The 24,178-nt window shown below is 33.7% G+C and carries 24 protein-coding genes; 17 read left to right on the forward strand and 7 right to left on the reverse strand.

The features are described from left to right. Nucleotides 1-87: 87 nt before the first annotated feature. Both EKH84_RS09460 and EKH84_RS09465 read left to right on the forward strand, forming a co-directional pair. Nucleotides 88-2,190, forward strand: a complete 2,103-nt coding sequence (locus EKH84_RS09460; RefSeq protein WP_190283552.1) for a sensor domain-containing diguanylate cyclase — start codon at nucleotides 88-90, stop codon at nucleotides 2,188-2,190. A 75-nt stretch (nucleotides 2,191-2,265) separates the two neighbouring features. Further along, nucleotides 2,266-2,688, forward strand: a complete 423-nt coding sequence (locus EKH84_RS09465; RefSeq protein ID WP_190283553.1) for a DUF3783 domain-containing protein — start codon at nucleotides 2,266-2,268, stop codon at nucleotides 2,686-2,688. 185 nt (nucleotides 2,689-2,873) lie between these two features. On the opposite strand, the gene EKH84_RS09470 is transcribed toward EKH84_RS09465, so the two are convergent. The 3 genes from EKH84_RS09470 to EKH84_RS09480 form a co-directional block, all read right to left on the reverse strand. Further along, nucleotides 2,874-3,137, reverse strand: a complete 264-nt coding sequence (locus EKH84_RS09470; protein ID WP_127066080.1) for a hypothetical protein — start codon at nucleotides 3,135-3,137, stop codon at nucleotides 2,874-2,876. 26 nt (nucleotides 3,138-3,163) lie between these two features. After that, nucleotides 3,164-4,576, reverse strand: a complete 1,413-nt coding sequence (locus EKH84_RS09475) for a DEAD/DEAH box helicase (protein ID WP_127066081.1) — start codon at nucleotides 4,574-4,576, stop codon at nucleotides 3,164-3,166. Between the two features lie 63 nt (nucleotides 4,577-4,639). Further along, the gene (locus EKH84_RS09480; protein WP_013656405.1) at nucleotides 4,640-4,978 is read right to left on the reverse strand and encodes a hypothetical protein; all 339 of its coding nucleotides are present in this window, start codon (nucleotides 4,976-4,978) and stop codon (nucleotides 4,640-4,642) included. A gap of 189 nt (nucleotides 4,979-5,167) precedes the next feature. Here EKH84_RS09480 and EKH84_RS09485 point away from each other — a divergent pair, with 189 nt between their 5' ends. Both EKH84_RS09485 and EKH84_RS09490 read left to right on the forward strand, forming a co-directional pair. Continuing rightward, nucleotides 5,168-5,863 carry an MgtC/SapB family protein gene (locus EKH84_RS09485; RefSeq protein WP_127066082.1) on the forward strand — a complete coding sequence of 232 codons (696 nt, stop codon included), beginning with the start codon at nucleotides 5,168-5,170 and terminating at the stop codon, nucleotides 5,861-5,863. Nucleotides 5,864-5,950: 87 nt separating this feature from the next. Further along, the gene (locus tag EKH84_RS09490; RefSeq protein WP_127066083.1) at nucleotides 5,951-6,841 is read left to right on the forward strand and encodes an S-layer homology domain-containing protein; all 891 of its coding nucleotides are present in this window, start codon (nucleotides 5,951-5,953) and stop codon (nucleotides 6,839-6,841) included. A 115-nt stretch (nucleotides 6,842-6,956) separates the two neighbouring features. Here the strand turns inward: EKH84_RS09490 and speB are convergent, their stop codons facing one another. Genes speB through speD form a run of 3 tightly spaced genes read right to left on the reverse strand, consistent with a single transcriptional unit; the run spans nucleotide 6,957 to nucleotide 9,507 of the window. Beyond that, complete coding sequence (gene speB / locus EKH84_RS09495; RefSeq protein ID WP_127066084.1) at nucleotides 6,957-7,814, reverse strand: agmatinase; 858 nt, start codon at nucleotides 7,812-7,814, stop codon at nucleotides 6,957-6,959. Next, nucleotides 7,807-8,664: a polyamine aminopropyltransferase gene (gene speE, locus EKH84_RS09500; RefSeq protein ID WP_127066085.1), complete on the reverse strand. Its 858-nt coding sequence runs from the start codon at nucleotides 8,662-8,664 to the stop codon at nucleotides 7,807-7,809. The genes speB and speE overlap by 8 nt, the downstream gene beginning before the upstream one ends. Before the next feature lie 9 nt (nucleotides 8,665-8,673). Beyond that, complete coding sequence (gene speD / locus EKH84_RS09505; protein ID WP_013656410.1) at nucleotides 8,674-9,507, reverse strand: adenosylmethionine decarboxylase; 834 nt, start codon at nucleotides 9,505-9,507, stop codon at nucleotides 8,674-8,676. A gap of 251 nt (nucleotides 9,508-9,758) precedes the next feature. On the opposite strand from speD, the gene EKH84_RS09510 reads away from it, so the two are divergent. From EKH84_RS09510 to EKH84_RS09555, 10 genes are all read left to right on the forward strand, one after another. Beyond that, nucleotides 9,759-10,712, forward strand: coding sequence for a carbohydrate kinase family protein (locus EKH84_RS09510; RefSeq protein ID WP_330547599.1), 954 nt, complete (start codon nucleotides 9,759-9,761; stop codon nucleotides 10,710-10,712). Nucleotides 10,713-11,079: 367 nt separating this feature from the next. After that, entirely contained in the window at nucleotides 11,080-13,083 is a 2,004-nt protein-coding gene (locus EKH84_RS09515) for a YcdB/YcdC domain-containing protein (protein WP_190283554.1), read from the forward strand. Between the two features lie 110 nt (nucleotides 13,084-13,193). Then, entirely contained in the window at nucleotides 13,194-13,829 is a 636-nt protein-coding gene (locus EKH84_RS09520; protein ID WP_127066088.1) for a regulatory protein RecX, read from the forward strand. Nucleotides 13,830-13,845: 16 nt separating this feature from the next. After that, a complete protein-coding gene (locus EKH84_RS09525; RefSeq protein WP_243118656.1) occupies nucleotides 13,846-14,340 on the forward strand; it encodes a methylated-DNA--[protein]-cysteine S-methyltransferase in 495 nt (164 codons plus the stop codon). A 56-nt stretch (nucleotides 14,341-14,396) separates the two neighbouring features. Continuing rightward, nucleotides 14,397-15,236: a metallophosphoesterase gene (locus tag EKH84_RS09530; protein WP_013656415.1), complete on the forward strand. Its 840-nt coding sequence runs from the start codon at nucleotides 14,397-14,399 to the stop codon at nucleotides 15,234-15,236. A gap of 250 nt (nucleotides 15,237-15,486) precedes the next feature. Beyond that, nucleotides 15,487-16,707, forward strand: coding sequence for a bifunctional ornithine acetyltransferase/N-acetylglutamate synthase (argJ, locus tag EKH84_RS09535; protein ID WP_127066091.1), 1,221 nt, complete (start codon nucleotides 15,487-15,489; stop codon nucleotides 16,705-16,707). 39 nt (nucleotides 16,708-16,746) lie between these two features. Further along, entirely contained in the window at nucleotides 16,747-17,616 is an 870-nt protein-coding gene (argB, locus tag EKH84_RS09540) for an acetylglutamate kinase (protein WP_013656417.1), read from the forward strand. A gap of 2 nt (nucleotides 17,617-17,618) precedes the next feature. Continuing rightward, the gene (locus EKH84_RS09545) at nucleotides 17,619-18,797 is read left to right on the forward strand and encodes an acetylornithine transaminase (RefSeq protein WP_127066092.1); all 1,179 of its coding nucleotides are present in this window, start codon (nucleotides 17,619-17,621) and stop codon (nucleotides 18,795-18,797) included. A gap of 74 nt (nucleotides 18,798-18,871) precedes the next feature. After that, the gene (locus tag EKH84_RS09550) at nucleotides 18,872-19,561 is read left to right on the forward strand and encodes a DUF554 domain-containing protein (protein ID WP_127066093.1); all 690 of its coding nucleotides are present in this window, start codon (nucleotides 18,872-18,874) and stop codon (nucleotides 19,559-19,561) included. Nucleotides 19,562-19,693: 132 nt separating this feature from the next. Continuing rightward, complete coding sequence (locus tag EKH84_RS09555) at nucleotides 19,694-20,446, forward strand: N-acetylmuramoyl-L-alanine amidase (RefSeq protein ID WP_127066094.1); 753 nt, start codon at nucleotides 19,694-19,696, stop codon at nucleotides 20,444-20,446. Nucleotides 20,447-20,564: 118 nt separating this feature from the next. Here the strand turns inward: EKH84_RS09555 and EKH84_RS09560 are convergent, their stop codons facing one another. Beyond that, entirely contained in the window at nucleotides 20,565-21,725 is a 1,161-nt protein-coding gene (locus EKH84_RS09560; protein WP_127066095.1) for an amidase domain-containing protein, read from the reverse strand. 123 nt (nucleotides 21,726-21,848) lie between these two features. Between EKH84_RS09560 and EKH84_RS09565 the strand changes: the two genes are divergently transcribed. The 3 genes from EKH84_RS09565 to EKH84_RS09575 are packed head-to-tail and all read left to right on the forward strand — an operon-like array spanning nucleotide 21,849 to nucleotide 24,155. Continuing rightward, on the forward strand, nucleotides 21,849-22,802 hold the full coding sequence (locus EKH84_RS09565; RefSeq protein ID WP_041713522.1) for an ABC transporter substrate-binding protein: 954 nt from the start codon (nucleotides 21,849-21,851) through the stop codon (nucleotides 22,800-22,802). Next, nucleotides 22,777-23,526: an ABC transporter permease gene (locus EKH84_RS09570; protein ID WP_127066096.1), complete on the forward strand. Its 750-nt coding sequence runs from the start codon at nucleotides 22,777-22,779 to the stop codon at nucleotides 23,524-23,526. The genes EKH84_RS09565 and EKH84_RS09570 overlap by 26 nt, the downstream gene beginning before the upstream one ends. Then, the gene (locus EKH84_RS09575) at nucleotides 23,523-24,155 is read left to right on the forward strand and encodes an ABC transporter ATP-binding protein (RefSeq protein WP_127066097.1); all 633 of its coding nucleotides are present in this window, start codon (nucleotides 23,523-23,525) and stop codon (nucleotides 24,153-24,155) included. Before EKH84_RS09570 ends, EKH84_RS09575 begins: the two co-directional genes overlap by 4 nt. Nucleotides 24,156-24,178: the final 23 nt, after the last annotated feature.

The following is a 24,178-nucleotide window of genomic DNA, read 5'->3' on the forward strand; positions in this document are numbered from 1 at the left end:
TTATTACTAATACAACTTTCTTTTTATAGGAAAATAGTATAATATTTATAGTACTAATAGTAAATAATGTCTAATGAAGAGGTAGTTATGATAAACAAGAAGAAGCTAGAAGAGCAGCTTGATAATATAAAAAAGGATCCTACTTATATAGATGGTTTTATTGCATTAATGACAAGAAGTTGGGGGGGGGATATAGAGGATAATATTGAGGCTATTAAAGGCGCTATATCCCTTATTCATAAAGAAGAAAGTAAAAAAGCTTATATTGAGCTATTAATGCTACAAGCAAAATATTATTTTGTTTTGGGAAAGTATAGCCAGGGGATAGAGGGTTTATTAGATGGCGTTCAAATCCTACAAGAGCCTAAAAATGAGGTAGAGGAACATCAACTTATTCAACTTCAAAATATGTTGTTAGTAGGCTTTACAAAAAAAGAAGAGTTTGCACTAGCTATTGAATATGGTTTACAAGGCCTTGAGAAAGCTGAAGCCTTAGCAAGGCCTGAAATTAAAGTAAAATTATTACTAAGTATTTTAGATTTATATATTGCTATTAAAGCTTACAAAAAAGCAGAATTTATTTTACAGAATATCGTTGCCATAGACTATATTTTAATGGATACAACTAAGCTTTATATTGAGATTGCTTGGCTTAAACTTTTTTTGTGCCAAAAACAATTTGAACTAGCAGCTGAATATAGTAAGAGAGCTTATGATTTAGCCAAGAAGAATGAAGAACAGTATGCACTTGAGTTGATCCAGATTTTAAGTTTAAGAGCAAAACTTAATGTAAGTCGTGAATTATATGCACAAGCAGAAAAGGACTTTAAGGATATAAAAGAAAGAATTAAGAAAATTAGATTTAAAGAAATAGAAGAACAAAGTTTATTTGAATGGGCGAAATATGATAAAAAACAAGGAAGAATGAATGAGGCTATTCAAAAATTAAAAAAAATTATTGAAGAACAAGATGAATCACTGATTTATGTTAAAGAAAGTTATAAACTATTAAGTGAAATTTATGAAGAAACTAACGAGTGGCAAGATGCATACAGTTATCTGAAAAAATATGAAAAAAGTAAAGAGAATATATTAGATGAAAATGTACATAAATACTTTGATAAACTGAATCAAATTAATATGACTAAAGAAATTGAAAAATACAAATTACTTTATCAAGATATGCAAGTTCTTGCACAGATAGGCGTTGCTTTGACAGAACATTTAAAACCAACAGTACTCAATAATAAAATATATAAGCAGCTGAGTAAATTATTTAAGATGGATTTATTCAGTATTCTTATATTAGATCAAGAAGTACCTCGATATACTTTGTTTGATTATAAAGGTGATATTGTGAAAGAACGTAAAGAACTTATTAGAAATACAGAGTATTTAGCAGAATACTGTACCAAGGAAAGAATAGATATTTCAGTAAGTAATGGAGATTTTGAAGCATATCATATAAAAGAGATAGGTGAAGCAGAGGAGTTACAACTACAATCAGTTCTTTTTACGCCACTTATCATAAATGATAAGGCGATAGGGGCTGTTGGAATAGGAAGCTACAAGGTCAATATATTTAATAGTAATGACCTTAATTCATTACGTGTAATTGCGTCTTATTTGGCTATCACAATACAAAATACTACTTTATATCATCAAGCAGAGTATTTAGGAATGCATGACTCGCTTACCGGTCTTTTAAATAGAGGTGCTTTATTAAAGCAAGGAGAAATACTATTTAAGAAAAATCATAAACAACATAAAAGCACAGTTGTGATGATGTTAGATACAGACTATTTTAAGCAAGTAAATGACCGCTATGGTCATCAATTAGGCGATGAAGTACTAAAGAAAATAGGAGAAATCCTAAAAAAAGTGGTTAGAAAGCAAGATTATGTAGGACGATATGGCGGAGAAGAATTTTTAGTGATATTAGATGATTTATCGGAAAAAGAAGTCGTTAAGGTATGTCAAAGAATTAAAAAAGCCTTAAGTGAAAGTTGTTTTGAAACTAAAAAGGATACCAAGATTAAAGTAACTATAAGTGGAGGGTTTTATATCTGTAATGAGTATACCTTAAACTTTAGTGATGCTATTCAATTTGCAGATCATGCTTTATATCGTGCTAAATTATTAGGTAGAAATCGTATGATTAGTTATTGTTTAGGAGAGAATGAATCTTAGAAGAAAGTTGCTAAATTAAAATAAAATGTTATACTAACTGTAAGTGTATTTTTATAAAGAAAGGAAGGTATGCGTATGTCTTTTGAAAAAATGAAAACAGTTAGTGATCAAGAAGTGATTCATGAAAGAAGCTGTATGATGCTGTATTATTTTACCCCAGCAGAGCTTAAACAGATTCAAATGGTGGCTAGAATGGCAGGCGTAGGAGATCAAATTATACTTGGAATGGAGCATGGTGAATGCACTTTACAAGCTATTTTAGATAATCAGTTAACTTCTAGTACAGACGCATGTTTAAAACAAAAAGCCATTATTTTTAATAATATCTCTAGTACAAGAATAAGTGCTTTTATAGAAGGATTAAAGAAGTTTCGCATGAATAGGCCATTGATAGCAGTTGTAACTGAAACTTCTATTAAATGGACTTTAAAGGAGCTTTTGCTACATTTAAATGAAGAGCATCATGCAGTAAAGAATAATCAATTTAATGAGCATTAAAAGAAGAGACTTCTCCGTTTATTTTGCTACATTGTGCATAGGCGTGTACTACTTAGTAAAGTAGCTGAACGGTAAGAGCTTTATAGGCATAAAAACCATGTATAGCTAGGATGTTTTTAGTTATACATGGTTTTTATTTATAAAAGTTATTAGCTGTTTATTTTATTACAGCTATTTTTCATTTCCTATTCCAATAAATCTTTTAAGAGGATATCTAGGGGAATTGGTTCATTTTGTAAGCTATTAGCAGCTTCTAAAGCAGAGGTAGCAAGTAGGTCATCTAAGTTTCGGTAACCACTTCCACCATATTTTGCAATAAAATCCTCTATGGCTGCATCGAATACAGCGTTTTCTTGGGAATGCGGCTCACAAATTTCTTGTAAGGTTTCCTTAAATTCATTTTCTAGAGGTGCTAGGATGTGAGATAAATCCAGTTGTTTTTTAGCCATGTTGAGTTCCCTTGTCAATGATATGATTATTCGTAGTTTTTACCAAATTTATCTTGTGCAATAAGAGATAGTGCATCAGCTAGCGTACTTGCATGAGAAGCATGTGATGCATCCTCCTTAAAAGAGGTATTCTTTTTGTGCGATTTAAATTTAGCTTCAGGTACTGGTGTAGAAGCAGTAGAGTTTTTCTTTTTTTCGCTATTAAAGCCTTTAGGATATTTATTACGTTTTTTTGATTCGGATTTTTCTAAAAATGGTTTTTGATCGCTAGGGTCAGAAGAAGCAACAATCTCACCTGTTTTTAAATCTCTAACTTGTCCTTTAATCAGTTTAATAGGTACAATTGTAATATTGAAGTCACGTTCAAAAATACGTATGGCACCTAAGTCTTTAGACGTAGCTAAGCAAATAGAATGACCTTCTTTAAAGCCTCTTGCACTACGACCTGCACGATGTAAATACTCATGAGCGGTTAGTGGAAAATCAAAATGAATGACATGAGTAATATCTGGTACATCTAAGCCTCTGGCAGATAAATCAGAGGAAATAAGAAGTTTTACTTTACCCGACCTGAAGGCTGTTAAAGCAGCTTTACGAGCTTCTTTAGTAAGCTTACCAGAAATAGTGGCTACGGAATGTCCATGATGTTTTAGCTTTTCTACTAAGGTGGTTGTATCTGTATTTTGACTAACAAAAATAAGAGCACGCTGCGTATGAGTAGCGACTAAAAGCTTACGAAGCATATCGAATTTCTCTCGTTGTTCACTTACTAAACAAAAATGCTTAATGCGTGGGTTAAGAACAGTTTGCTCTGCAGTACGTACTGTAACAGGATGAGTCATAAAAGTTTTAACAGCCTCTATAGCAGTAGGGCTCATACTAGCTGAACATAAACAGATTTGACGGTCTTTAGGCAAAAGATAAAGCATTTTTTTAATAGTATTAGCTTGGTTTTGATCAAGTAAATGGTCTGCTTCATCTAAAATCACGGTTTGGATAGTAGAGGCAGTGATTTTTTTCTTAGTCATTAAATCTAGAATACGACCAGCAGTTCCGACAATAATTTGAGGCTTATCACGAAGTTTTTTGATTTGGTGGTCTATATTGACCTCCCCTATGATTGGACAAGATTGAATATTTAAGCTACTATTTTTGGCAAGTACAGTGATTTGTTCATGAATCTGCATAACAAGCTCATGGGTAGGAGCTAAAATAATGGCTTGCATTTCGCGTTTTGTCAAATCAATTTTTTCAAAAAGAGGGAGGACAAATGCTAAAGTTTTACCGCTTCCGGTATGTGACTCGATGATGACATCGTGGCCTTCTAGAAAAGTTGGTAAAGTAAGCTCTTGAATAGGCATAGGTGAAGTAATACCTTGGTGTTTTAGCCCTTCAATGAGAGAATGATTTATTTTCAATGCACTAAAAGTATGTGTCATAGTAATCTCCTTTGCATACGGTATTTAGGTCTATAATAGTATACACCATATGTAAATACTAGGCTAGTGAGGTGATTTGAGATTTTCAAGTTCAGTATAAATTTTATACCAACGTTCAAGGCCGTTTTCAAGGCGATAGTAATGACGAATGTAAAATAGGAGAGTAATAAGTAAAATGAGGTCAAGTAAAAACAACAGCGGCATAGGTGCGCAAAAAGTGGCAATACAACTACATAAAAATAAGAAAGCAAAAAATAAGGTAATAAGCAGGTGAATAAGACGTTCATGTTGTATAAATAAGATTTGAGTTTGATGATAAGTAGAGAGCCAGTTTAAGTTTGCAGAAGGGTCTTTTAAAGCTTCAATCATAAAAGCCTCATGTTTTTTTAAATAAGTATACATGGTTTTACCTCCTATCAATGGACATCAATTTATTCTATAAGATTAATTATAGACCTTTTAGAATCAGTATGGAATAGCACTTAAGTGTTAAGGATGCTATGACTGATGATATTTTTCGAACAAATTCATTGCATTATGCTAAAATAGTATTAAAAACATAAAGCAGCCTTGTTGAGGGGGAGAAGAGACATGCATCAAGTAATGGAATATTTAAGAGAAGTAAATACAGTATCGATTATTTTTAGATTACTACTAGCTACTTTATTTTCTGGAATCATTGGAATCGAAAGAGGTACAAAGAAAAGGCCAGCGGGTTTTAGAACACATATATTAGTGTGTATAGGCGCCACATTAGTGATGCTTACTAGTCAATACATGGTAGATGTGTTAAAAATACAAACAGATGCTACAAGATTAGGTGCTCAGGTTATTAGTGGGATTGGTTTCTTGGGAGCAGGGACTATTATTGTAATAGGGCGTAATCAAGTAAAGGGACTTACAACTGCAGCAGGTCTGTGGGCCTGCGCATGTATGGGGCTTGCTATTGGCGTAGGTTTTTATGAAGGTGCAATTATTAGTTGTATTTTTTTATATGGTGTTATGATTGGACTTCATCGTTTAGATGAATATGTTCAAATGCATTCAAAAGTGATGGAGATCTATTTAGAGTTAGATAATATGAGTGCATTAAGTCATTTTATAGAATATGTAAAAGCTCAAGGAACTAAGGTTTCTGATTTGGAAATACAGCGCATTAAGCAAGATGGAGATCAGATTGTAGGTGCTATGATGACTTTAGTATTATGTGATAATTGTGATCATACTCAATATATTTTTGAACTTCATCATTTAGATGGCATTCGTGCGATTCAAGAAATTAGTTAGTAGAAAAAGATGAATAATTTACTAAAGAATTTGCCATACTAGGCTCTAAAAGAAACATTATTTTAATGCAACAAAAGGAGCCTTACTATGGAACAAAAACCTAAGAATCTCATTGCATTATTCGTTATATGCTTGATTTTGATTCCAACTTTAATTTATGGTGGAACGACAAAGGTAAGTAAGGGGCAGGTAGCTACAGTGAATGCACCAATACTTAAGCGTATAGTAGTTTCACCAAAAGCAATTCAAGTGCCTGTAGGCACTAGCGAGAAGGACTTTAAAGATATGCTTGAAGTTAAGGCGTACTATAAGGATATAGCTGAGCCTAAATTGATTAAAGATTTTATGACTAACTTTGCTACTATTAAGCCGCAAAAGGGAAGTAAAACCGTAGTTATCAAGTATACTGAAAATGGATGTACCAAAAGTACTAAAATCTGTGTGACCTTCTGTAAGCCGCCAATAGATGAAAGTACGCAAACTGCCATTAATTTTCCTTATATCAGTGGTTATCCAGATGAGACGTTTAGGCCAGATCAAGCCGTGACAAGAGCAGAGCTTGCCACAATGATTGCTAGACTATTAACTAAAAATGATATTCCAGCTCAGCAAAATCAGTTTAAAGATGTGCCTGAACTTAAATTTAGTACAGATGGGATTAATTATGTAACTAAACTAGGCTTGATGAAGCCATATGCAGATGGAACCTTTAGACCAACAGAACCTGTAACCTTAACAGAAGCAAGGGAGATTATGCCACGTTTAGCTGCGTATTTGAAAACAACCAATGTAGATGTACCAGCAGGAACAGGAGATTTAACACGGACACAAGCAGTTGTACTTCTTAATAAACTATTTGATATTGAGTGTGATACTAAAAATAAAACGAGTGGCTTTTCAGACGTAACACCATCAACACCGTACTATAAAGATATTCTCTGTGCTACACAACAGAGAGCAACACCTAGAAGTCATTAATAGTTAGTCATATTTAATAGGCTTATAATGAGTACTATAGGGATATCTCTATAAATATAAAAATAATAAACAGGATGTGTTGACATCCTGTTTATTATTTTTATATTCAAATTGATTAACAGTTAGCTAAAAGTAAAGCAATTTCTCTAATTACTTTGCAAGCTACAGCAGTAGAAACACCACTTGCATCATAATGAGGTGCTAGTTCTACTACATCGGCACCAATAAGGTATGCTTCTTTAAGGATAATAAAGACTTCTAAAAGTTCTTTCATAGTGATTCCACCTGGTTCTGGTGTACCTGTTCCAGAAAAAATAGAAGGGTCTAATACATCTAAGTCTAGGGTAAAGTAGATAGGCTTTCCTTTTAAGCTTTGCATCGTTTCTTTTAAAGTGACAGTATCAAAAGGATGCAAATAAGTATGTGTTTTAGCCCATTCGAATTCTTGTTTCATACCAGAACGAATACCGAACTGAAAAATACGATGATCCCCTAAAATATCCCACGCACGTCTTAAAACAGTAGCATGGGAAAGTTTTTCTCCTAAATAATCATCTCTTAAATCTGTATGTGCATCTAAATGAATAATATGTAAATCAGGATAATGATGTGCAAGAGTTTCAATAACAGGTAAGCTGACTAAATGTTCGCCACCAATCATAAGGGGTTTTTTACCATGTGAAACGATTTCTGCTGCCACAGCTTTGATAGCTGCTAGAGCTTTAGGGGGATTACCAAAAGGTACATCCACATCTCCTATATCACTAATTAAGAAGTCTTCTAAATCTAAATCTAAATAGGGAGAATAGGTTTCAAGGCCGTAAGAATCCGGTCTAATAGCGGTAGGTGCAAAGCGTGTACCAGGTCTATAGCTAGTAGTACCATCAAAAGGTGCACCAAATAAAACCACCTTTCCTTCTTCAAAAGGCTTATCACAGCCAATAAATTGTTGATTTGTATAAGTATTAAACATTTTCAAGTCCTTCCTTTACATAGGTAGGGAGCATAAAAGCTCCTTGGTGCAATTTTGTATTATAGTATTTGGTATAAAGCCCAAGAGATTCCCATTTATCACTTTTTAAATCTTTTATAGGATCATATTTCTTAGAAGCAAAGCCAAAGAGCCAATGACCTGAAGGATAGGTAGGCATATGAAATTGATAGACTTTTGCGATAGGAAAGCTAGCTTTGATCTTAGCGTGAGAACGCTTCATTTCGTAGGCATCACTTTCATAATAAGGGCTTTCATGTTGATTAATTAAAATACCTACATTACTTAATAGACGTTCACAATGATGATAAAAATCATAAGTAAATAGTCCTTCACCAGGACCAATAGGATCTGTAGAATCTACTAAGATTAAGTCATAGCTATTATTTTTAGCAGTTTGAACAAAATCTAATCCATCTTGAAAGTGAAGAATAAGTCTATTATCATGATCAAAAGGCGCAGCTGTTAGAGGTAAGTATTGTTGACAAAGCCTTACCACGCGTTCATCAATTTCAACCAAATCCACTTTTTTAATTGTTTTATATCGTAAAATTTCCCTAGCTGTACCACCATCGCCTCCACCAATAATAAGTACACGCTTTACTTCTGGATTAACAGCCATAGCTACATGAGTAATCATTTCGTGATAAATAAACTCATCTTTTTCTGTAACCATCATAAAGCCATCTAAGGTGAAAAAGCGTCCAAAGGTTTTACTATCAAAGAAGTCAATTTGTTGAAAAGGGGTTTTTTCAGAATAGAGGTGCTGGGTGACCTTCACTGAGAATTTCACATCTTCCTCATATTTTTCGCTATACCATAAATCCTGCATAAGAGCCTCCTAATCCTCTAAATTAAACATAGCTTCACGTACAACAGTACCATAGAAAATTTCATCCATTTCTTTTTTTACTTTTTTAGCAATTATTTTTGCTTCACCTTTATGTAGTTCTTCTTGAGTATACCCAAATAAATAGTTGTCTAGGTCGAACTGTTTTAAGCGGCATTTAGTATGGAAAATATTTTCTTGATAAACATTAACATCAATCATGTTATACATCATGCGAATATGTTCAGGGATAAAGTTTTGAATAGAATCAATAGGATGATCTATAAAAAGTTTATTACCGGCAATATCTCTAGCAAAGCCACGTACTTTATAATCTAACGTCATCACATCAGCATCAAAGCAGTGAATAAGATAATTAAGCGCTTTAAGAGGAGAAATTTCTCCACAAGTAGCTACATCTATATCTGCTCTAAAGGTACTAATACCTTCATAAGGATGATATTCAGGATAAGTATGTACCGTAATGTGACTTTTATCTAAGTGGCCTAATATGATTTCAGGAATTGGTCCTGGAGAAGCTGACTTAGCTTCATCATGGCGAATTTCAGGAACGGCACCTTCAGAAATAAGAATAGTCACACTAGCTCCTTGAGGATCATAATCTTGTTTGGCAATGTTTAGTATATTAGCACCAATCATTTCTGTAACTGTAGTTAGAATTTGAGTTAATCGCTCTGCATTATATTGCTCATCAATATACTCAATATAGGCCTTACGATCTTCAGCAGTTTTAGTGTAACAAATATCATACATATTAAAGCTAAGAGTTTTGGTTAAATTATTAAAGCCATGTAGCTTTAATGCGTTAGAGTCTGTATTATTCATCTTATTCCAAATCGGCTCCTTTACATAGTAAATAGTAAGGTAATTATAAGATAAAAAATTAATAAATTCAACAAAAAATAGTGTAATACAAAATTTAAAGTTTAGTAATAGTGTGCTTTTTGGTATGAAAAAGATATAATTATCTATAATCTTGGAAAAATATAGCTGTGGGTATTTTTTAATAGGTTTTCTACAAAACTTATGTTAATATAATAGTTATCTATAAAATCAAGTAAAGGAATATAATGACCATGGAAAATAATAAACCTTATGCACTTGTATTTGGTATTGCCATATACGATATTTTTGGTTTTTCTTATGCAACCTATAGACCCTATGATTCTAATCCAGGAAAAGTAAAAGTGTCTTGCGGTGGTGTTTGTAGAAACATTGCAGAAAATATGTCTTTAGTAGGAACAAATACACAGTTTATTTCTATTTTAGGTGATGATGAAAAAGGCAAGGATATTTTAAGACAAGCTGAAAAAGTAGGTTTAGATATGAGTAACACTTTAATCGTACACGGTGGCTCCACACCTACTTATATGGCCATATTAGATGAAAATGGAGAAATGGTATCAGCCGTGGTTGATACAAAATTAGCCAATGAGTTTTCAAAGGAAGCTTTAAGTGAGCGTGCTTCTATTATTGAAAATGCAGAATATATGTTTTTAGGTGCAGATAACCCCCCTTTTATTGAGCATATTGTAACGACTTATCAAGGTAAAACAAAATTTGTTTTAGATCCAGTATCAGCTGCTAAAGCAGCTAGGATTAAACATTTACTTCACTATTTTCATACAGTAAAACCTAATAGACATGAAGCAGAAGTGTTATGTGGCTTTGAGGTGAAAACATATGAAGATGCTAGAAAAGCAGGTGCTTACCTAAGAGGTTTAGGTGTACAAAATGTATTTATTAGTCTTGATGTAGATGGTGTTTATTATAATGATGGTAAGGAAGAAGGTATTATTAAAGCAAATGCTTTAGAAGTGATTAATGTTACAGGGGCTGGTGATGCTTTTGTAGCAGGCATTGGAGCAGGGTATATGGCAAATAAAAGTACAGTAGAGATTGTTAAATATGCTATTGCTATGTCTAACATTACTATTGCTCACGAAGAAACTATTAATCCTAATATGGCAGCTGATTTAGTGGAAGCCTATGTTAGAGAAGCACAATGGCAATCTACGACATTTGAATAAGCACAATGATGAAAAAGAAAAAGCAGGTATAAGGTGATAGGCCTTATAGCTGCTTTTTTTGTAGTCTAGGGAAGTATTCCCTGCCGTATTCAGGAGGGTACTCAGCTGACATGTTTTTTTTGTCAGCGCGAAGGAAATCTAGGGTTCCCTAGCGGAAGAAATGTGGACGCTAGTCCACTTTCTTGCTAACAACCTAACAACCTTTTAGTTACTTGTAAAAGTTAAAGTGTTTGCCTAATAAAAAAGAATATAATAACTGATAAACAAAGTAGATTGTATAATAATAAAATTTTATAAAAATTTAAATAATAGGGAACTTATTTATCTTTACTACGTCTAATGAAATAAGATGAAAGGGGGTTATAAAATGAGAAAAAAATTTTTATTGTTAACGGTGATAGCTATGTTAGTGCCACAAGTCAGTTTTGCTAATGAGAAGACTCAAGGGTTAGAAGGATTACTAGGCAAAGTTAAAGCTAAAATAGAAGTGCCAAAAGCTTTTACAGAGTTTAATTATAATCAATCAGGTGAAGATTATCGTTTCATATGGCAAGATCAAGAAGGTAAGCAAGGAAGCTTATACGTAGAGTGTGAGAGTGATGGGGACATTCTGAGTTATCGCTTAAATCTGTATCATACAAGTGATAGCACTTTAGCAAAGATTGATTGGGAAACAGGAAAAGCTAAAGCAGAATCTTTTTTAAATCAAGTAGTACCTGAATATGCTAAAGCTTTAGTGCTAAGAGAAAGAACGGCACCAAGTAGTGATTATGACTATACTTATGTATATGATTTATATCATGAAGGCGTTAAAGTATTTAACCAAGTCATTTACGTTAACGTTAACAAACAGACAGGTGAAATAAAAAGTTTTTCAGGAATAGATTTCTCTGAGCGTACGTATAATGCCAATCAGCCAAAGATTACTCTAGAACAAGCAGAAGTAGGTTATTTAAAACAAGTGGGCTTACCAGCACTTTATAAAACCTATTATGATTGGAAAACTGAAGAGAAAAGTAGCTTTTTAGTTTACAAACTCCAAAATGGAGAGAGGAAGGGAATAGATGCAGCTACAGGTGCATTAGTAGTTCATTATAAAAATGAAGACAATGAGTTATATAAAGAAGCAACTACCGAGGAAAGTCAGTCCGTTACAGCTAAAAATGATAGTGGTGCTTCAGGTTTAACACCTTCTGAGAGAAAAGCAGTAGAGGAAACAAAAGGATTATTGAGCGTAGAAGTGATCCTTGACAAGGTAGCTAAGCATTTTCCACGTGTGAAATCAGCTACAGTCAGCAGAAATAATCTTTATAAGCAGAAGGAAATTTATATAAGGCAAATCGTTTTAAAGGATGAGGTTAATAAGACAAATGTTAGTTTAACGGTGGATGCTAAAACAGCAGAGATAGAAAATTATTACTTTTGGAGTAGTACGTCACCAGAAACAGCCGAGTATCACTGGAGTGAAAAAGAAGCAGCCTCATTTTTAAGTCAAGTGGCACCACAGCAATTTAAAGAAACGAAGTTAATAGAAGATGAGTATACAAATGAAGACATGACTACAACAAACTATTATTATGGACGCTTAGTAAATCATTTATTGGTAGACGGAGAGGGATTAAGTATTACCTATGACCAACGTTTAGGGGAGGTCACATCTTATTCTAAGAACTGGAGTCAAATGAGTTTTAAATCACCAGAAGGGATGATGAGTAAGGAAAACGCAGTTAAAAATATAGGCTTAGAGTTAGTTTATATGGAAACAAGTGAGGACGTTTATCGTTTAGCATATACCACCAGGGAGACCTATATGCTTTTAGATGCTTTTAATGGTAAGGAAGTAGATTATTCAGGAAAAGTAATGGAGGAAGAAGCACAAAAGTTTTATACTGACTTAAAGGGACATCCAAAAGAAGCACTCATTAAGAAGCTATTTGATAGCGGTATTTATTTAAAAGGAGAAAAGTTAAAACCAGATTTGCCTATTTCTGAAGAAGACTTTTTAAATCTTTTATGCCAAGTAACGCAAGGGTATAAGCCCGATGAAAATGAAAATGTGAGTGGATGGTATAAAGAAGTGACGGGTAAAGCAACGCTTGACAAGCAACAGACTTTAACAAGAGAAAAGTCTGTTTATGATATGATTAGTGCAACCCCATATAAAAAGATAGCAAGTATTTCCGAGTTATATGTCTATCCTTTTGAAGATAAGCAATATGATGAAGCTTTAAAAGGCCATATCAGTGTAGCTTATGGTCTGAAGTTGATTCAAAAAGATAAAACAGGTTTATTTAGGCCAAAAGATAAGCTTACTAGAGCCGAAGCTTTAGAAATGATGTATTATTTGCTATTGAGTACAGAAACTGAATAATAGCATGAAAAAGGAATTAGAAGAGTAGAAGACTTCTAGTTCCTTTTATATTTCTGAAATTTATCTCCCGACTAATAATATGCTATAATGGAGTCAAGGAGAGTAGAAAAATGAAAACAATTACAAAAATTAGCAGACAACAAAATGGAGAACGTTACAATATCTTTTTAGATGAAGTATTTTTTTGCGGCGTTACAGAAGACACGCTGATTCGTATGAATTTGAAAAAAGGTGCAAAAATAGATGAAGAAGCTTTAAAAGCTTTAGAGGAAGAAGAAAGTAAAAACAGGTGTTTTTCCTACGCTATTTATCTTTTGGGTAGACAGAACTATTTTGAAAAGGTTTTAGTAGAGAAACTCAAAAGGAAAGAGTATAGTGAAGAAGATATTCAGTATACATTAGAAAAACTAAGATACTATAATTATTTAGATGATAGTAGATTAACAGAAGCCTTTGTAAGGGATAAAAAAAGATTTTCTAAAAAGGGCCCCAGATATATTGCAGAGGCCTTAAGAAATAAGGGTGTTTCCCAGGAACAAATTACAAAAGCTTTAGAAGAAAATTATAGCACTGAAGAAGCTTATGAGAATTGTATTGGCATAGCGGAGAAAAAATTTGAATATTATAAAAAGAAAACAGACGACTTGTATCAGCTAAAGAGCAAGCTGTATGCTTTTTTAGCACAAAGAGGTTTTTCTTCTGAGGTGATTAAGCGTACCATAGAAAAGTTAACAAAAGATGAATAAAGTAGAGGTGGATAAGGTGAGAAGAGGTTATACAATTTATGAATCTTCTTTATTAGGACCTATTGGCATAGTGGTTTGCGAGAAAGGTGTAGAAGCTATTTTCTTAAAGGAAGATGGCTTTAAAGCCTATCAAAAAATAAATCCTGATTTAGAAAGAGATGAAATGTTGTGTGGTGAAGCAAAAAAGCAAATAGAGGAATATTTTAAGGGAGAACGTCAAGTATTTCAGTTAGATTTGGTAGTAGAAGGAACGACTTTTCAAAAAAAAGTATGGGAAGGCTTAAAACAAATTCCTTATGGAGAGACTATTAGTTATAAGGAATTAGCTGAAAGAATTGGGAATCCTAAAGCGCAAAGAGCAGTGGGAGGAGCTAATGGTGCTAATCCTATACCACTTATTGTGCCCTGCCACCGTGTTATTGGTAAGAATGGCAAAATGGTAGGTTTTATGGGGAATCAAATAGATATTAAAGAGAAGCTTTTGGCTCATGAACTGAAGTATAAGTCATAAATGAGAGTGTGAGGAAAAAGATGTTGTTAAAGCTAATAAAGGCGGTCATTAGATTTGTGCGGTGGGTAATTAGTATTAGTGTTACCTTAGTACTCATTGCGGCAGGTATCTATATTTATGCAAGATACATAGAGCCGGAACTTCTTATTATAAAAGAAGAAAAGCTAGTTACACAAAGTATAAGCATACCAAAGGACACTTTGAAAATTGTACAATTTAGCGATGTTCACTTAGGGGAAGACTTTACCATTACCGATTTGAAACGTGTAGTAGAACGAATCAATGGACTTAAGCCAGATTTGATTATTTTTACGGGTGATTTAATAGACGATAATAAGGGGTTTACAGAAGTAGAAGAAGCCAGTGTACTTTTAGGGCAGCTTCAAGCAACTTATGGGAAGTTTGCAGTTTATGGTAATCATGACCATGGAGGAAATGGCACTAAAAGATATGCTAAAATATTAGCCGCAGCTGAGTTTAAGCTTTTGGTCAATGACAATCAATATGTTACTTTAGAAAATGGGGAACGTATTCATTTAATAGGTATTGATGATAAACTTTTAGGAACGGTAAATATCGAAAAAGCTATGGAAGGAATCCAAAAGTCTAACTATAATTTATTTATTTCACATGCACCTGACGTGGCAGATGAAGTGACAGGTTATCCTATTGACTTGCAGCTTTCAGGACATAGTCATGGTGGGCAAGTGCGAATTCCTTTTGTAGGAGCGCCTTTTACACCACCTTATGCCAATAAATATATTAAAGGTAAATATACATTTGAAGAGAATGAACGTATGGTGTTATACGTAAATTCTGGAATAGGAACCAGTCAAGTACGATATCGTCTTGGCAATATTCCTGAAATTACCTGTTTTTTAATAAGTAACTCTTAAACAAGAATGAGATACAAATAAATAACTAATAGTAAAATAGCTTGTAAGCGCTTAAAAGAGTTGTTGAATTGATACAACAGCTCTTTTTTTATGTGAAAAAATGATTAAAATAAACGTTGATTATGAATAAAAATACAATTTTATTCATAAAAATAAAAAAAGGTATTGAAATAAAATAAAAAATATTTATAATTATAAACATAATAAAAGTTTATTCGTTGAGTGTATAAATAGATATGGAGGGATTCGGATGAGATTAATACAAGGAAGCATTACAGCACCAAAAGGGTTTAAAGCAAATGGAGAGCATATTGGTATTAAGAACAAAAAGAAAGATTTAGCGATTATTTATAGTGAAACACCTTGTACGTATGCAGGTGCATTTACACAAAATGTAGTAAAAGCAGCACCAGTACTTTGGGATCAAATGGTTTTAAATGAAGGAGAAAAGGTGCATGCCATTGTGGTTAATAGTGGTAATGCTAATGCTGCAACAGGAGTACAAGGGGAAAAAGATACAGAGGAGATGGCAAGCCTAGTTGCAGAGGCCTTTAATATTGATAAAAAGCAAGTCTTAGTATGTTCTACGGGTGTTATTGGTGTGGATTTACCAATGGAGGTTTTAAGAAAAGGTATTGGCCCAGTAGCAGTTAAAGTAAGTGCAACTCATGAAGGAGGAGAAGCTGCTTCAGATGCCATCTTAACAACGGACTTAGTTAAGAAAACTATTGCTTTAGAAGAAAACATTAATGGTACGACGATTACTGTAGGTGGTATGGGTAAAGGTTCAGGTATGATTCATCCTAATATGGCAACTATGCTAGGGTTTATTACAACTGATGTTAATATCACTAAAGAGATGCTTCAAAAAGCACTCAAGAAAGCAATCGATACCTCTTTTAACATGATTACAGTTGATGGGGATACAAGTACTAATGACTCTGTGCTTGTTTTAGCTAATGGGATGGCGGGCAACCCAGTTATTGATCAAGAAGGAGAAGCTTTTGATAAGTTTTATGCAGCGTTATATGAAGTATGTAAATATATTGCTATTTCAATCGTTAAAGATGGCGAAGGTGCTACTAAGTTATTAGAAGTTAATTTAGAAGGTGTTAAGAACTTTGAAGATGGTAAATGCATTGCTAAAAGTATTTTAACTTCTAATTTAGTTAAAACAGCATTCTTTGGAGAAGATGCTAACTGGGGAAGAATCTTTTGTGCTATGGGGTACTCAGGTATTAGCTTTGACCCTGCAAAAGTAGATATTAGCATTGAAAGTATTGCTGGCAATGTAGCAATGCTCAAACAAGGCTTACCTGTTAAATTTAGTGAAGAAAAAGCTAAAGAAGTACTAGAAGAAAATGAAATAAAAATTCTCGTGACCATGGATGAAGGAAAAGAAAGTGTAACAGCTTGGGGCTGTGATTTAAGCTATGATTACGTAAAAATTAATGGGGATTATAGAAGCTAAATATTGGGAAAATAGAATTGACTTTAGGGGGATTTAATAATGAATGATGGTTTAGAAAAAGCAAAAGTTTTAATAGATGCATTACCTTATATTAGAGAGTTTAATGGCAATACAGTTGTCATTAAATATGGTGGCAGTGCCATGTTAGATCCAGAAATTAATAAGACGATTGTACAGGATATCGTACTTCTCAAATTAGTAGGTTTAAAACCAGTCATTGTTCATGGTGGGGGACCTGAAATTAATAATATGCTTAAACGTTTAGATATCCAGTCTGAGTTTATTAATGGACTTCGTGTGACAACCAAAGAAACCATGGAAGTTGTGGAAATGGTATTAGCAGGTAAGGTGAATAAACAAATCGTAGAAATGATTTCAGGGCAAGGGGGCTGCCCTGTTGGGTTAACAGGTAAAGATGGTAAGATTTTAAGAGCTAAAAAGCTCAATAAAGATGGTGTAGATTTAGGTTTTGTAGGGGAAATTGAAAAAGTGAATACAAGGCTCATAAAATCTTTAATTGATAATGATTTTATTCCTATTATTGCACCTATTGGATCAGATGAAGAAGGGAATACGTATAACATTAATGCAGATTATGCTGCAGTTGCTATTGCAGGCGCACTTAATGCACAAAAATTAGTATTTCTTACAGACGTCGAGGGCGTATTAAAGGATAAAGATGATCCAAAGTCACTGATCTCTTTCTTAAGTGATAGTGAAGCTAAAAAGTATATTGAATCAGGTATTATTGCAGGTGGTATGATTCCAAAAGTTGAATGTTGTATGGAAGCCATAGAAGAAGGTGTTTCTATGGTGCATATTCTAGATGGTCGAAAAAAACATGCACTCATTCTAGAAATTTATACCCCTAACGGTATTGGTACTATGATGTATAAAAAGGAGGCATAGGAATGGAACAACTGGTTAATGAAGGGGAAAAATATATCATGCATACTTATGGACGTTTTCCATTAGTACTTGAACATGGAGAAGGCGTTTATTTATATGATGAAAAGGGTAAAAAGTATTTGGATATGTACGCAGGAATAGCTGTTAATGCATTAGGATATGCACATCCTACGCTTACTGCAGCATTACAGGAGCAAGTAGAAAAAATGATGCATGTCTCTAATTATTACTATACAAAGAATTTAATAGAAGCTTCTAAGCTTTTAGTAGAAAATTCACCTTTTGATAAGGTTTTCTTCTGTAATAGTGGTGCTGAGGCCAATGAAGGAGCTTTAAAACTAGCGAAAAAATATGGTAAATTAAAAAGTGAAGATAAAGTACAGATTATTGCTATGAAGAAATCTTTTCATGGTAGAACCCATGGTGCTTTAGCAGTGACAGGCCAAGAAAAGTATCAAAAGAGTTTTATGCCACTTATACCTAATGTAAGCTACGCAGATTATAATGATATTGATAGCTTAAAAGCCATTATGAGTGATAAAACTTGTGCAGTAATTTTAGAGGTCATTCAAGGAGAAGGCGGTATTATTCCCGGAGATCCTGCTTACTTACAAGCAGTAGAAGCGCTTTGTAAAGCTCATGACGCACTTCTAATTGTAGATGAAGTACAAACAGGCATCGGACGAACAGGCACCTTATTTGCTTTTGAACAATTTGGCATTCATCCAGATATAGTAACCATGGCAAAAGGACTTGGCGCTGGTGTTCCTATTGGTGCTATGGCATGTACCAGTAAAGCAGATGTACTGGTTCCAGGAGATCATGCTTCTACCTTTGGAGGGAACCCACTGGTGACAGCAGCTGCTAAGGTGGTTTTAAAAGAACTTACAGTTAATCATTTACTGGACCATGTGAAAGAAGTGGGGGCATACCTTAAAGGAGAACTTCTTAAACTCCAAAAAGAGTTTGACTGTATAAAAGAAGTAAGAGGATTCGGTATGATGTTAGGTATGGAATTGACTCTGCCAGCTTTAGAGGTAGAGAAGAAATGTATGGATAAAGGCATGTTAGTAGTTGGTGCTGGGGAAAAGGTTGTTCGTTTTGTACCACCACTTATTATAGAAAAAGCACATGTAGATGAAGCTATAGCTATTTTAAAAAGTGTTTTGTCTGAAATGTAAGAAACAATAGATGTATTTGCCTCTCATAAGTGGTACAATACATCTATTATTTTTATTGAAGAAAGGGAGTTATCATGTTAGGGACTATTGTTAATACAGTTGCTATTTTAGCAGGAAGTATAGTCGGCTTATTTTTGAAAGGTGGCATTTCGAAACGTTTTGATGATGCCATTATGAAAGCTTTAGGTTTAAGTGTTTTATACATAGGCATATCAGGAAGCTTAAAAAGTACAGATACATTGCTACTGATTATATCTTTAATTATTGGTGTCATTATAGGTGAGGCTATTAATTTAGAAAAAGCTCTTAATAGACTAGGAGAAAAAATAGAGGCACGTTTTAAAAAGCTCAATAAGGGCGGTAGTATAGCAGAAGGCTTTGTTTCAGCTAGTTTACTATTTTGCATTGGTTCCATGGCAATTGTAGGTGCCATTCAAAGTGGGTTAGAGGGCAACCACGAGATGCTTTTTGTAAAGTCCATGCTAGATGGTATTACTTCTATTATTTATGCTTCTTCCATGGGAATAGGTGTAACTTTTTCAGCAATAGCAGTTCTACTTTATCAAGGGGCAATTACTATTGCAGCAAGTTTTTTAGGTAATGTTTTAACAGAAGTACAAATTACCAATATTGGGGCTATAGGAAGTGTAGTTATTGTGGCATTAGGATTAAATCTTTTGCAAATTACAAAGATTAAAGTAGCTAACTTCTTGCCAGCATTATTTATTCCTATGATTTATTACATAGTGCAAAGCTTATTTTAAAAAGGATAAAATCTAGATTATAGAAGATAAAAGGTTACTTAATAAGTGACCTTTTTTACGTTATAAGAGTAAAAATCCAAAAATAAACATATAACTAAGATGAAAAAAGACATCTAGGAGGTTTATTATAGCATGAGAAAATCAGTTTCAAAGCGTTTTACTCAAGGCATATGCTTAGTACTAGCAGTTATCATGCTTTTAGCACAAGTAAGGGTAGTATTTGCAAAGGAGCCCTTTGTAGTGTGCATTGACCCAGGACATCAAGCAAAGGGTGATTCTAAAAGTGAACCTATTGCTCCAGGTTCAGGTAGTAGAAAAGCAAGGGTTTCCTCTGGAACAAGTGGTGTTGCCACTAAGAAATCAGAGTATGCTGTTAATTTAGAAGCAGGACTTATTTTAAAGAGTTTACTAGAGGAAAAGGGTTATGCCGTAGTGATGACAAGAGAAACCAATGAAGTCAATATTAGTAACGCTGAAAGAGCTCAAGTTGCTAATAATGCTAAGGCTAACATGACAATTCGGCTTCACTGTGATAGTATTGGAAACAGTGGTAAGTCAGGTGCTGTTTTGTTAGTACCTTCTAAAACAGGTAAGTATACAGTAGGTATTCATCCGGCTAGTAAGGCATATGCGGAGCATTTAAAAACAGCCTTACAAAATGCTGGTGTCAAAGTGAATGGTATTTTTGAAAGAAGTGATATGACAGGTTTCAACTGGTCTAGAGTACCTGTTGTGATATTTGAAATGGGTTTTATGAGTAACTGGAATGAAGATCGTATGTTAGCAGATAAAGCTTATCAGACGAAGCTTATGAAGGCCGTTGTTACTGCTATTGAAGCTTATGAGAAAACAACTTCTGCTGATACAGGAGTAACCACGCAGTAAGTTCAGTATGTTAGATAACATATGGAGAAAGGTATTTATAAAATAGGGAGAAGCAATCTAAGTGGTTGCTCCTCCCTAAAATATTGAGTGAAAAAGGAAAGGAAATAATTAAAGTAAGTTAATAATAAACATTAATTAAATGAAAGCGAATGCCCTTGTTACTCCAACCTAAGTCATAAGGCACCAATAGTCTATCTGTATTATGGCAGGTTACAAGTGGATAACCCTTAGAGTCAAGCCCAGTAATAGTAGAAATATGGGTGATTTTCCCCTTCTTTTCGTAAGCGACAAAATCACCAGGTCGAAGCTTATAGGCTTCTTTATAAATCTCTTGATAAGTGCCTCTAGCTAAATAGCCGCCACGCCCACTGCATATAATATAATTTTTAAAGCCTTGTGCATTCACCCAAGCCTTTGTACCATCGCGGTTATCATAATTCCAGGTGCCATTTTTTCTAAAGCCTCCACCTTCATATAAGATTTGAGAAGCAAAGTTAGCACAATCACCACCATCAGGATTGAAGTTCTTATAAGCTTTATTGTATTTAAATAAATACTCTGGATGAGGTCCTACACCACAATATTTATGAGCATAATCAATAGCTTTTTGCGTACGTTCATCAGGTAAGTAATCAGGAGCTGTATGATTTAAAATATAATTTCTTATCTCATCTGTTTTAAGGGTGTTAAGATTTAAGGAATCGGCAAATGGATCAGTGTACCATTCCTTGGTAATGATATAATGATCACCATCCTTTTTTAAATTAATATAGTGGGATGTTCCTAGATAAAAGGTATTAGGGACATCAGGCGTATCTAAATAGCTATAGGTAAAAGCTGTAGAATTAAAGCAAAGAATACCATAAAGGTCTTTTTCCTTTTCTTTAACCTTACGTACTTTTACTACAGATTCAATATGATCAAATTTAACAGCTTGTTTATCACACCAGTTTTTAAAATATTTAATTTTTTGTGCTTCACTTTCGTAAGCCCAAAGGCTTACCTTGATTTTCAGGTTATAGGAAGCTTTTAAGCTTTCTGCATCTAGATTTTGGATGCATTGATTACGGTTTTTTACAATATCACTGACAATGGCCTGAAAAGTAGCTTTGAGTTCTTCTTCGGAAAGTTCGATTTTGCTTTGTGATTCTTCTCCAGTAGACTTAGTAACTTCATGGTCAATTACATATTGAGAAATGGAATGTGAAGCCATGGTAGGTACCGAAAAAAGTTGAATCACGCATAGACCTATTATTAGGAAAAAATTTAACTTTTTCAATTTTTTCTCCCCTTTTAAATGAAATTTTCGCTATAATATAGTTTGTACTAATTATAAAAAAATATAAATGGAAAATTTATTTGTTTGATGTATAAAGCTTCCAAAGGAGGATTCAGATTGAAAATGAAAAAGATAATCAGCAGTTTAATCGTAGGTGTTATGACTTTGGCCTTAGGCGTTGGCTGTAATCAGTCTGCAGAGCAAACAAAAGTACTTAAGGTAGCAGCCTTAAATGGACCAACAGGTATGGGGATGGTACAACTTTTAGAGGATAAGGAACAATATGAAGTAACACTTTATCAAAGTCCAGATGAAATTGTAGGAAAAGTTGTAAGTGGAGAAGTAGATTTAGCTTGTGTCCCTTCTAATATGGGAGCAGTACTTTATAATAAAACGCAAAAAACAGTGAGTTTAGTAGGCATTAATACACAAGGTGTACTTTACATAGTAGAGAACGGCAATAGTATTAATAATTTAGAAGATTTAAAAGGAAAAACGATCATAGCTAGTGGAAAAGGTGGCACACCTGAATATGTCCTTACACAGCTACTTAAGTCAGCGGGTTTAGATCCAGACCAGGATGTGACTATTGACTATTTAACGAATCATACAGATGTTGTTACAAAGCTAGTAGCGGAAGAAGGAACAATTGCAATTTTACCAGAGCCTCATGTAACGATTGCTACAACTAAACAAGCTTCGTTGCAGGTAGCAGTAGATTTGAATGAAGCATGGCAAGAGAAAGAAGGAAGCACTTTACCAATGGGTGTTATCTTAGCACAAAATACGTTGGTGAAAGAAGATGAAGAAGCATTATCAAGCTTTTTAAAGGACTATGAGGCTTCTGTTAACTTCGTTAACGAAAAAAGTGAAGAAGCAGCTGCGCTTATGGAAAAGTACGGTATTATTGCTAAGAAAGAAATAGCAATTAAAGCTATTCCCAATTGCCATATTGTTTTAGAGCAAGGAGAAACCGCAAAGATACATCTAGAGACATTTTATAAAGTGTTAGAAGCGCTTAATCCAAAGGCTATAGGAGGAACTTTACCAGATGAAGCCTTCTATTATAATAAATAAGCTAAAAAAAACATTGATTTATAGCATTTGGTTAGTGCTTTGGCAAATAGCTTATTTATGTATTGATAAAGAGGTATTGATTCCTTCACCAATGCATACTTTTACCAAGCTATTAGAAATGTTAACTACAACCGTGTTTTATTTACAAATAGCGGGTACTTTTTATAGAGTATTTATGGGGATTGGTAGTTCACTTATTTTAGGAATAGTAAGTGCCTATCTGGCTTATAAAAGTTTGTTTTTTAGAACTTTTATTAACCCCATGGTAAACTTTATGAAGTCTACACCTGTAATGGCTATTATTATCTTAGCATTGCTTTGGTTTAAGTCAGAAGAAGTACCTATTTTTGTATGCTTTTTAATGTGTTATCCTTTGATTTATACCAATATTTTAAATGGGCTTTTAGAATTAAGTCAGGAGCTTAAGGAGCTTAGTAAGGTTTATGAAGTAAAAGCTTTTTATTATATAAAAGAATGTGTTTTACCTCAGCTAAGACCCTATTTAAGGACGGCCATGCAACTGGTAGTAGGTATGGCTTTTAAGGTAGTGATTGCAGCAGAAGTTTTAGCAATTCCTAAATATGCAATGGGATACGAGCTTTTAGATGCCAAAATTTACTTAGAGACTACAGAAGTATTTGCATGGATTATTGTTATTATTTTACTTAGTCAGTTTTGTGAATACATAGTTGACCTTCTATTTAAAGAAAGGAGACAAGTATGATTGAAATTATTGGACTTTGTAAAAGTTATAAGGAACAAAGTGTGTACAATCATCTTAATCTTTCCATTAAAGAAGCTCAAGTTACCAGCATACTAGGGCCATCTGGATGTGGCAAGACAACACTATTAAGAATATTAGCAGGGCTTGAACCATATGATAGTGGTGAGATAATAGGATTAGAAAACAAGCGAATAGCTTATATGTTTCAAGAAGACCGGCTGATGCCTTGGTTAAATGTATGGCAGAACATTGCATATGTTCTAAAAACAAAGTATAATAAGCAAAAGATTGAAGAAAAGATAGAATGTTTATTAAAGATTTTACAATTAGAACCCTATAGAGATTATCCTATTGACAAGCTTAGCGGGGGAATGAGAAGGCGAATTGCTTTAGGAAGAGCCTTAGTTTATGAAAGTGAAATCCTTTTACTAGATGAACCTTTTAAAGGTTTAGATGAGGCATTAAAGGAAAAATTATATGAAGCTATTTTAAAAGAAGTAGAAATAGATAGGCGTACAGTTATTTGTGTAACACATGATGTTAACGAAGCTAGAAGCCTAGGTGATAGTATTCATCTATCTTCCTCGAAAGTAATAAATGAAATAAGCTTGAAAAATTCAATGAAATAATGGATATACTAAAAATAAAAAAA

It is taken from the genome of Cellulosilyticum sp. WCF-2 (assembly GCF_003990395.1).
GTDB classification, from domain to species: Bacteria; Bacillota; Clostridia; order Lachnospirales; family Cellulosilyticaceae; genus Cellulosilyticum; species Cellulosilyticum lentocellum.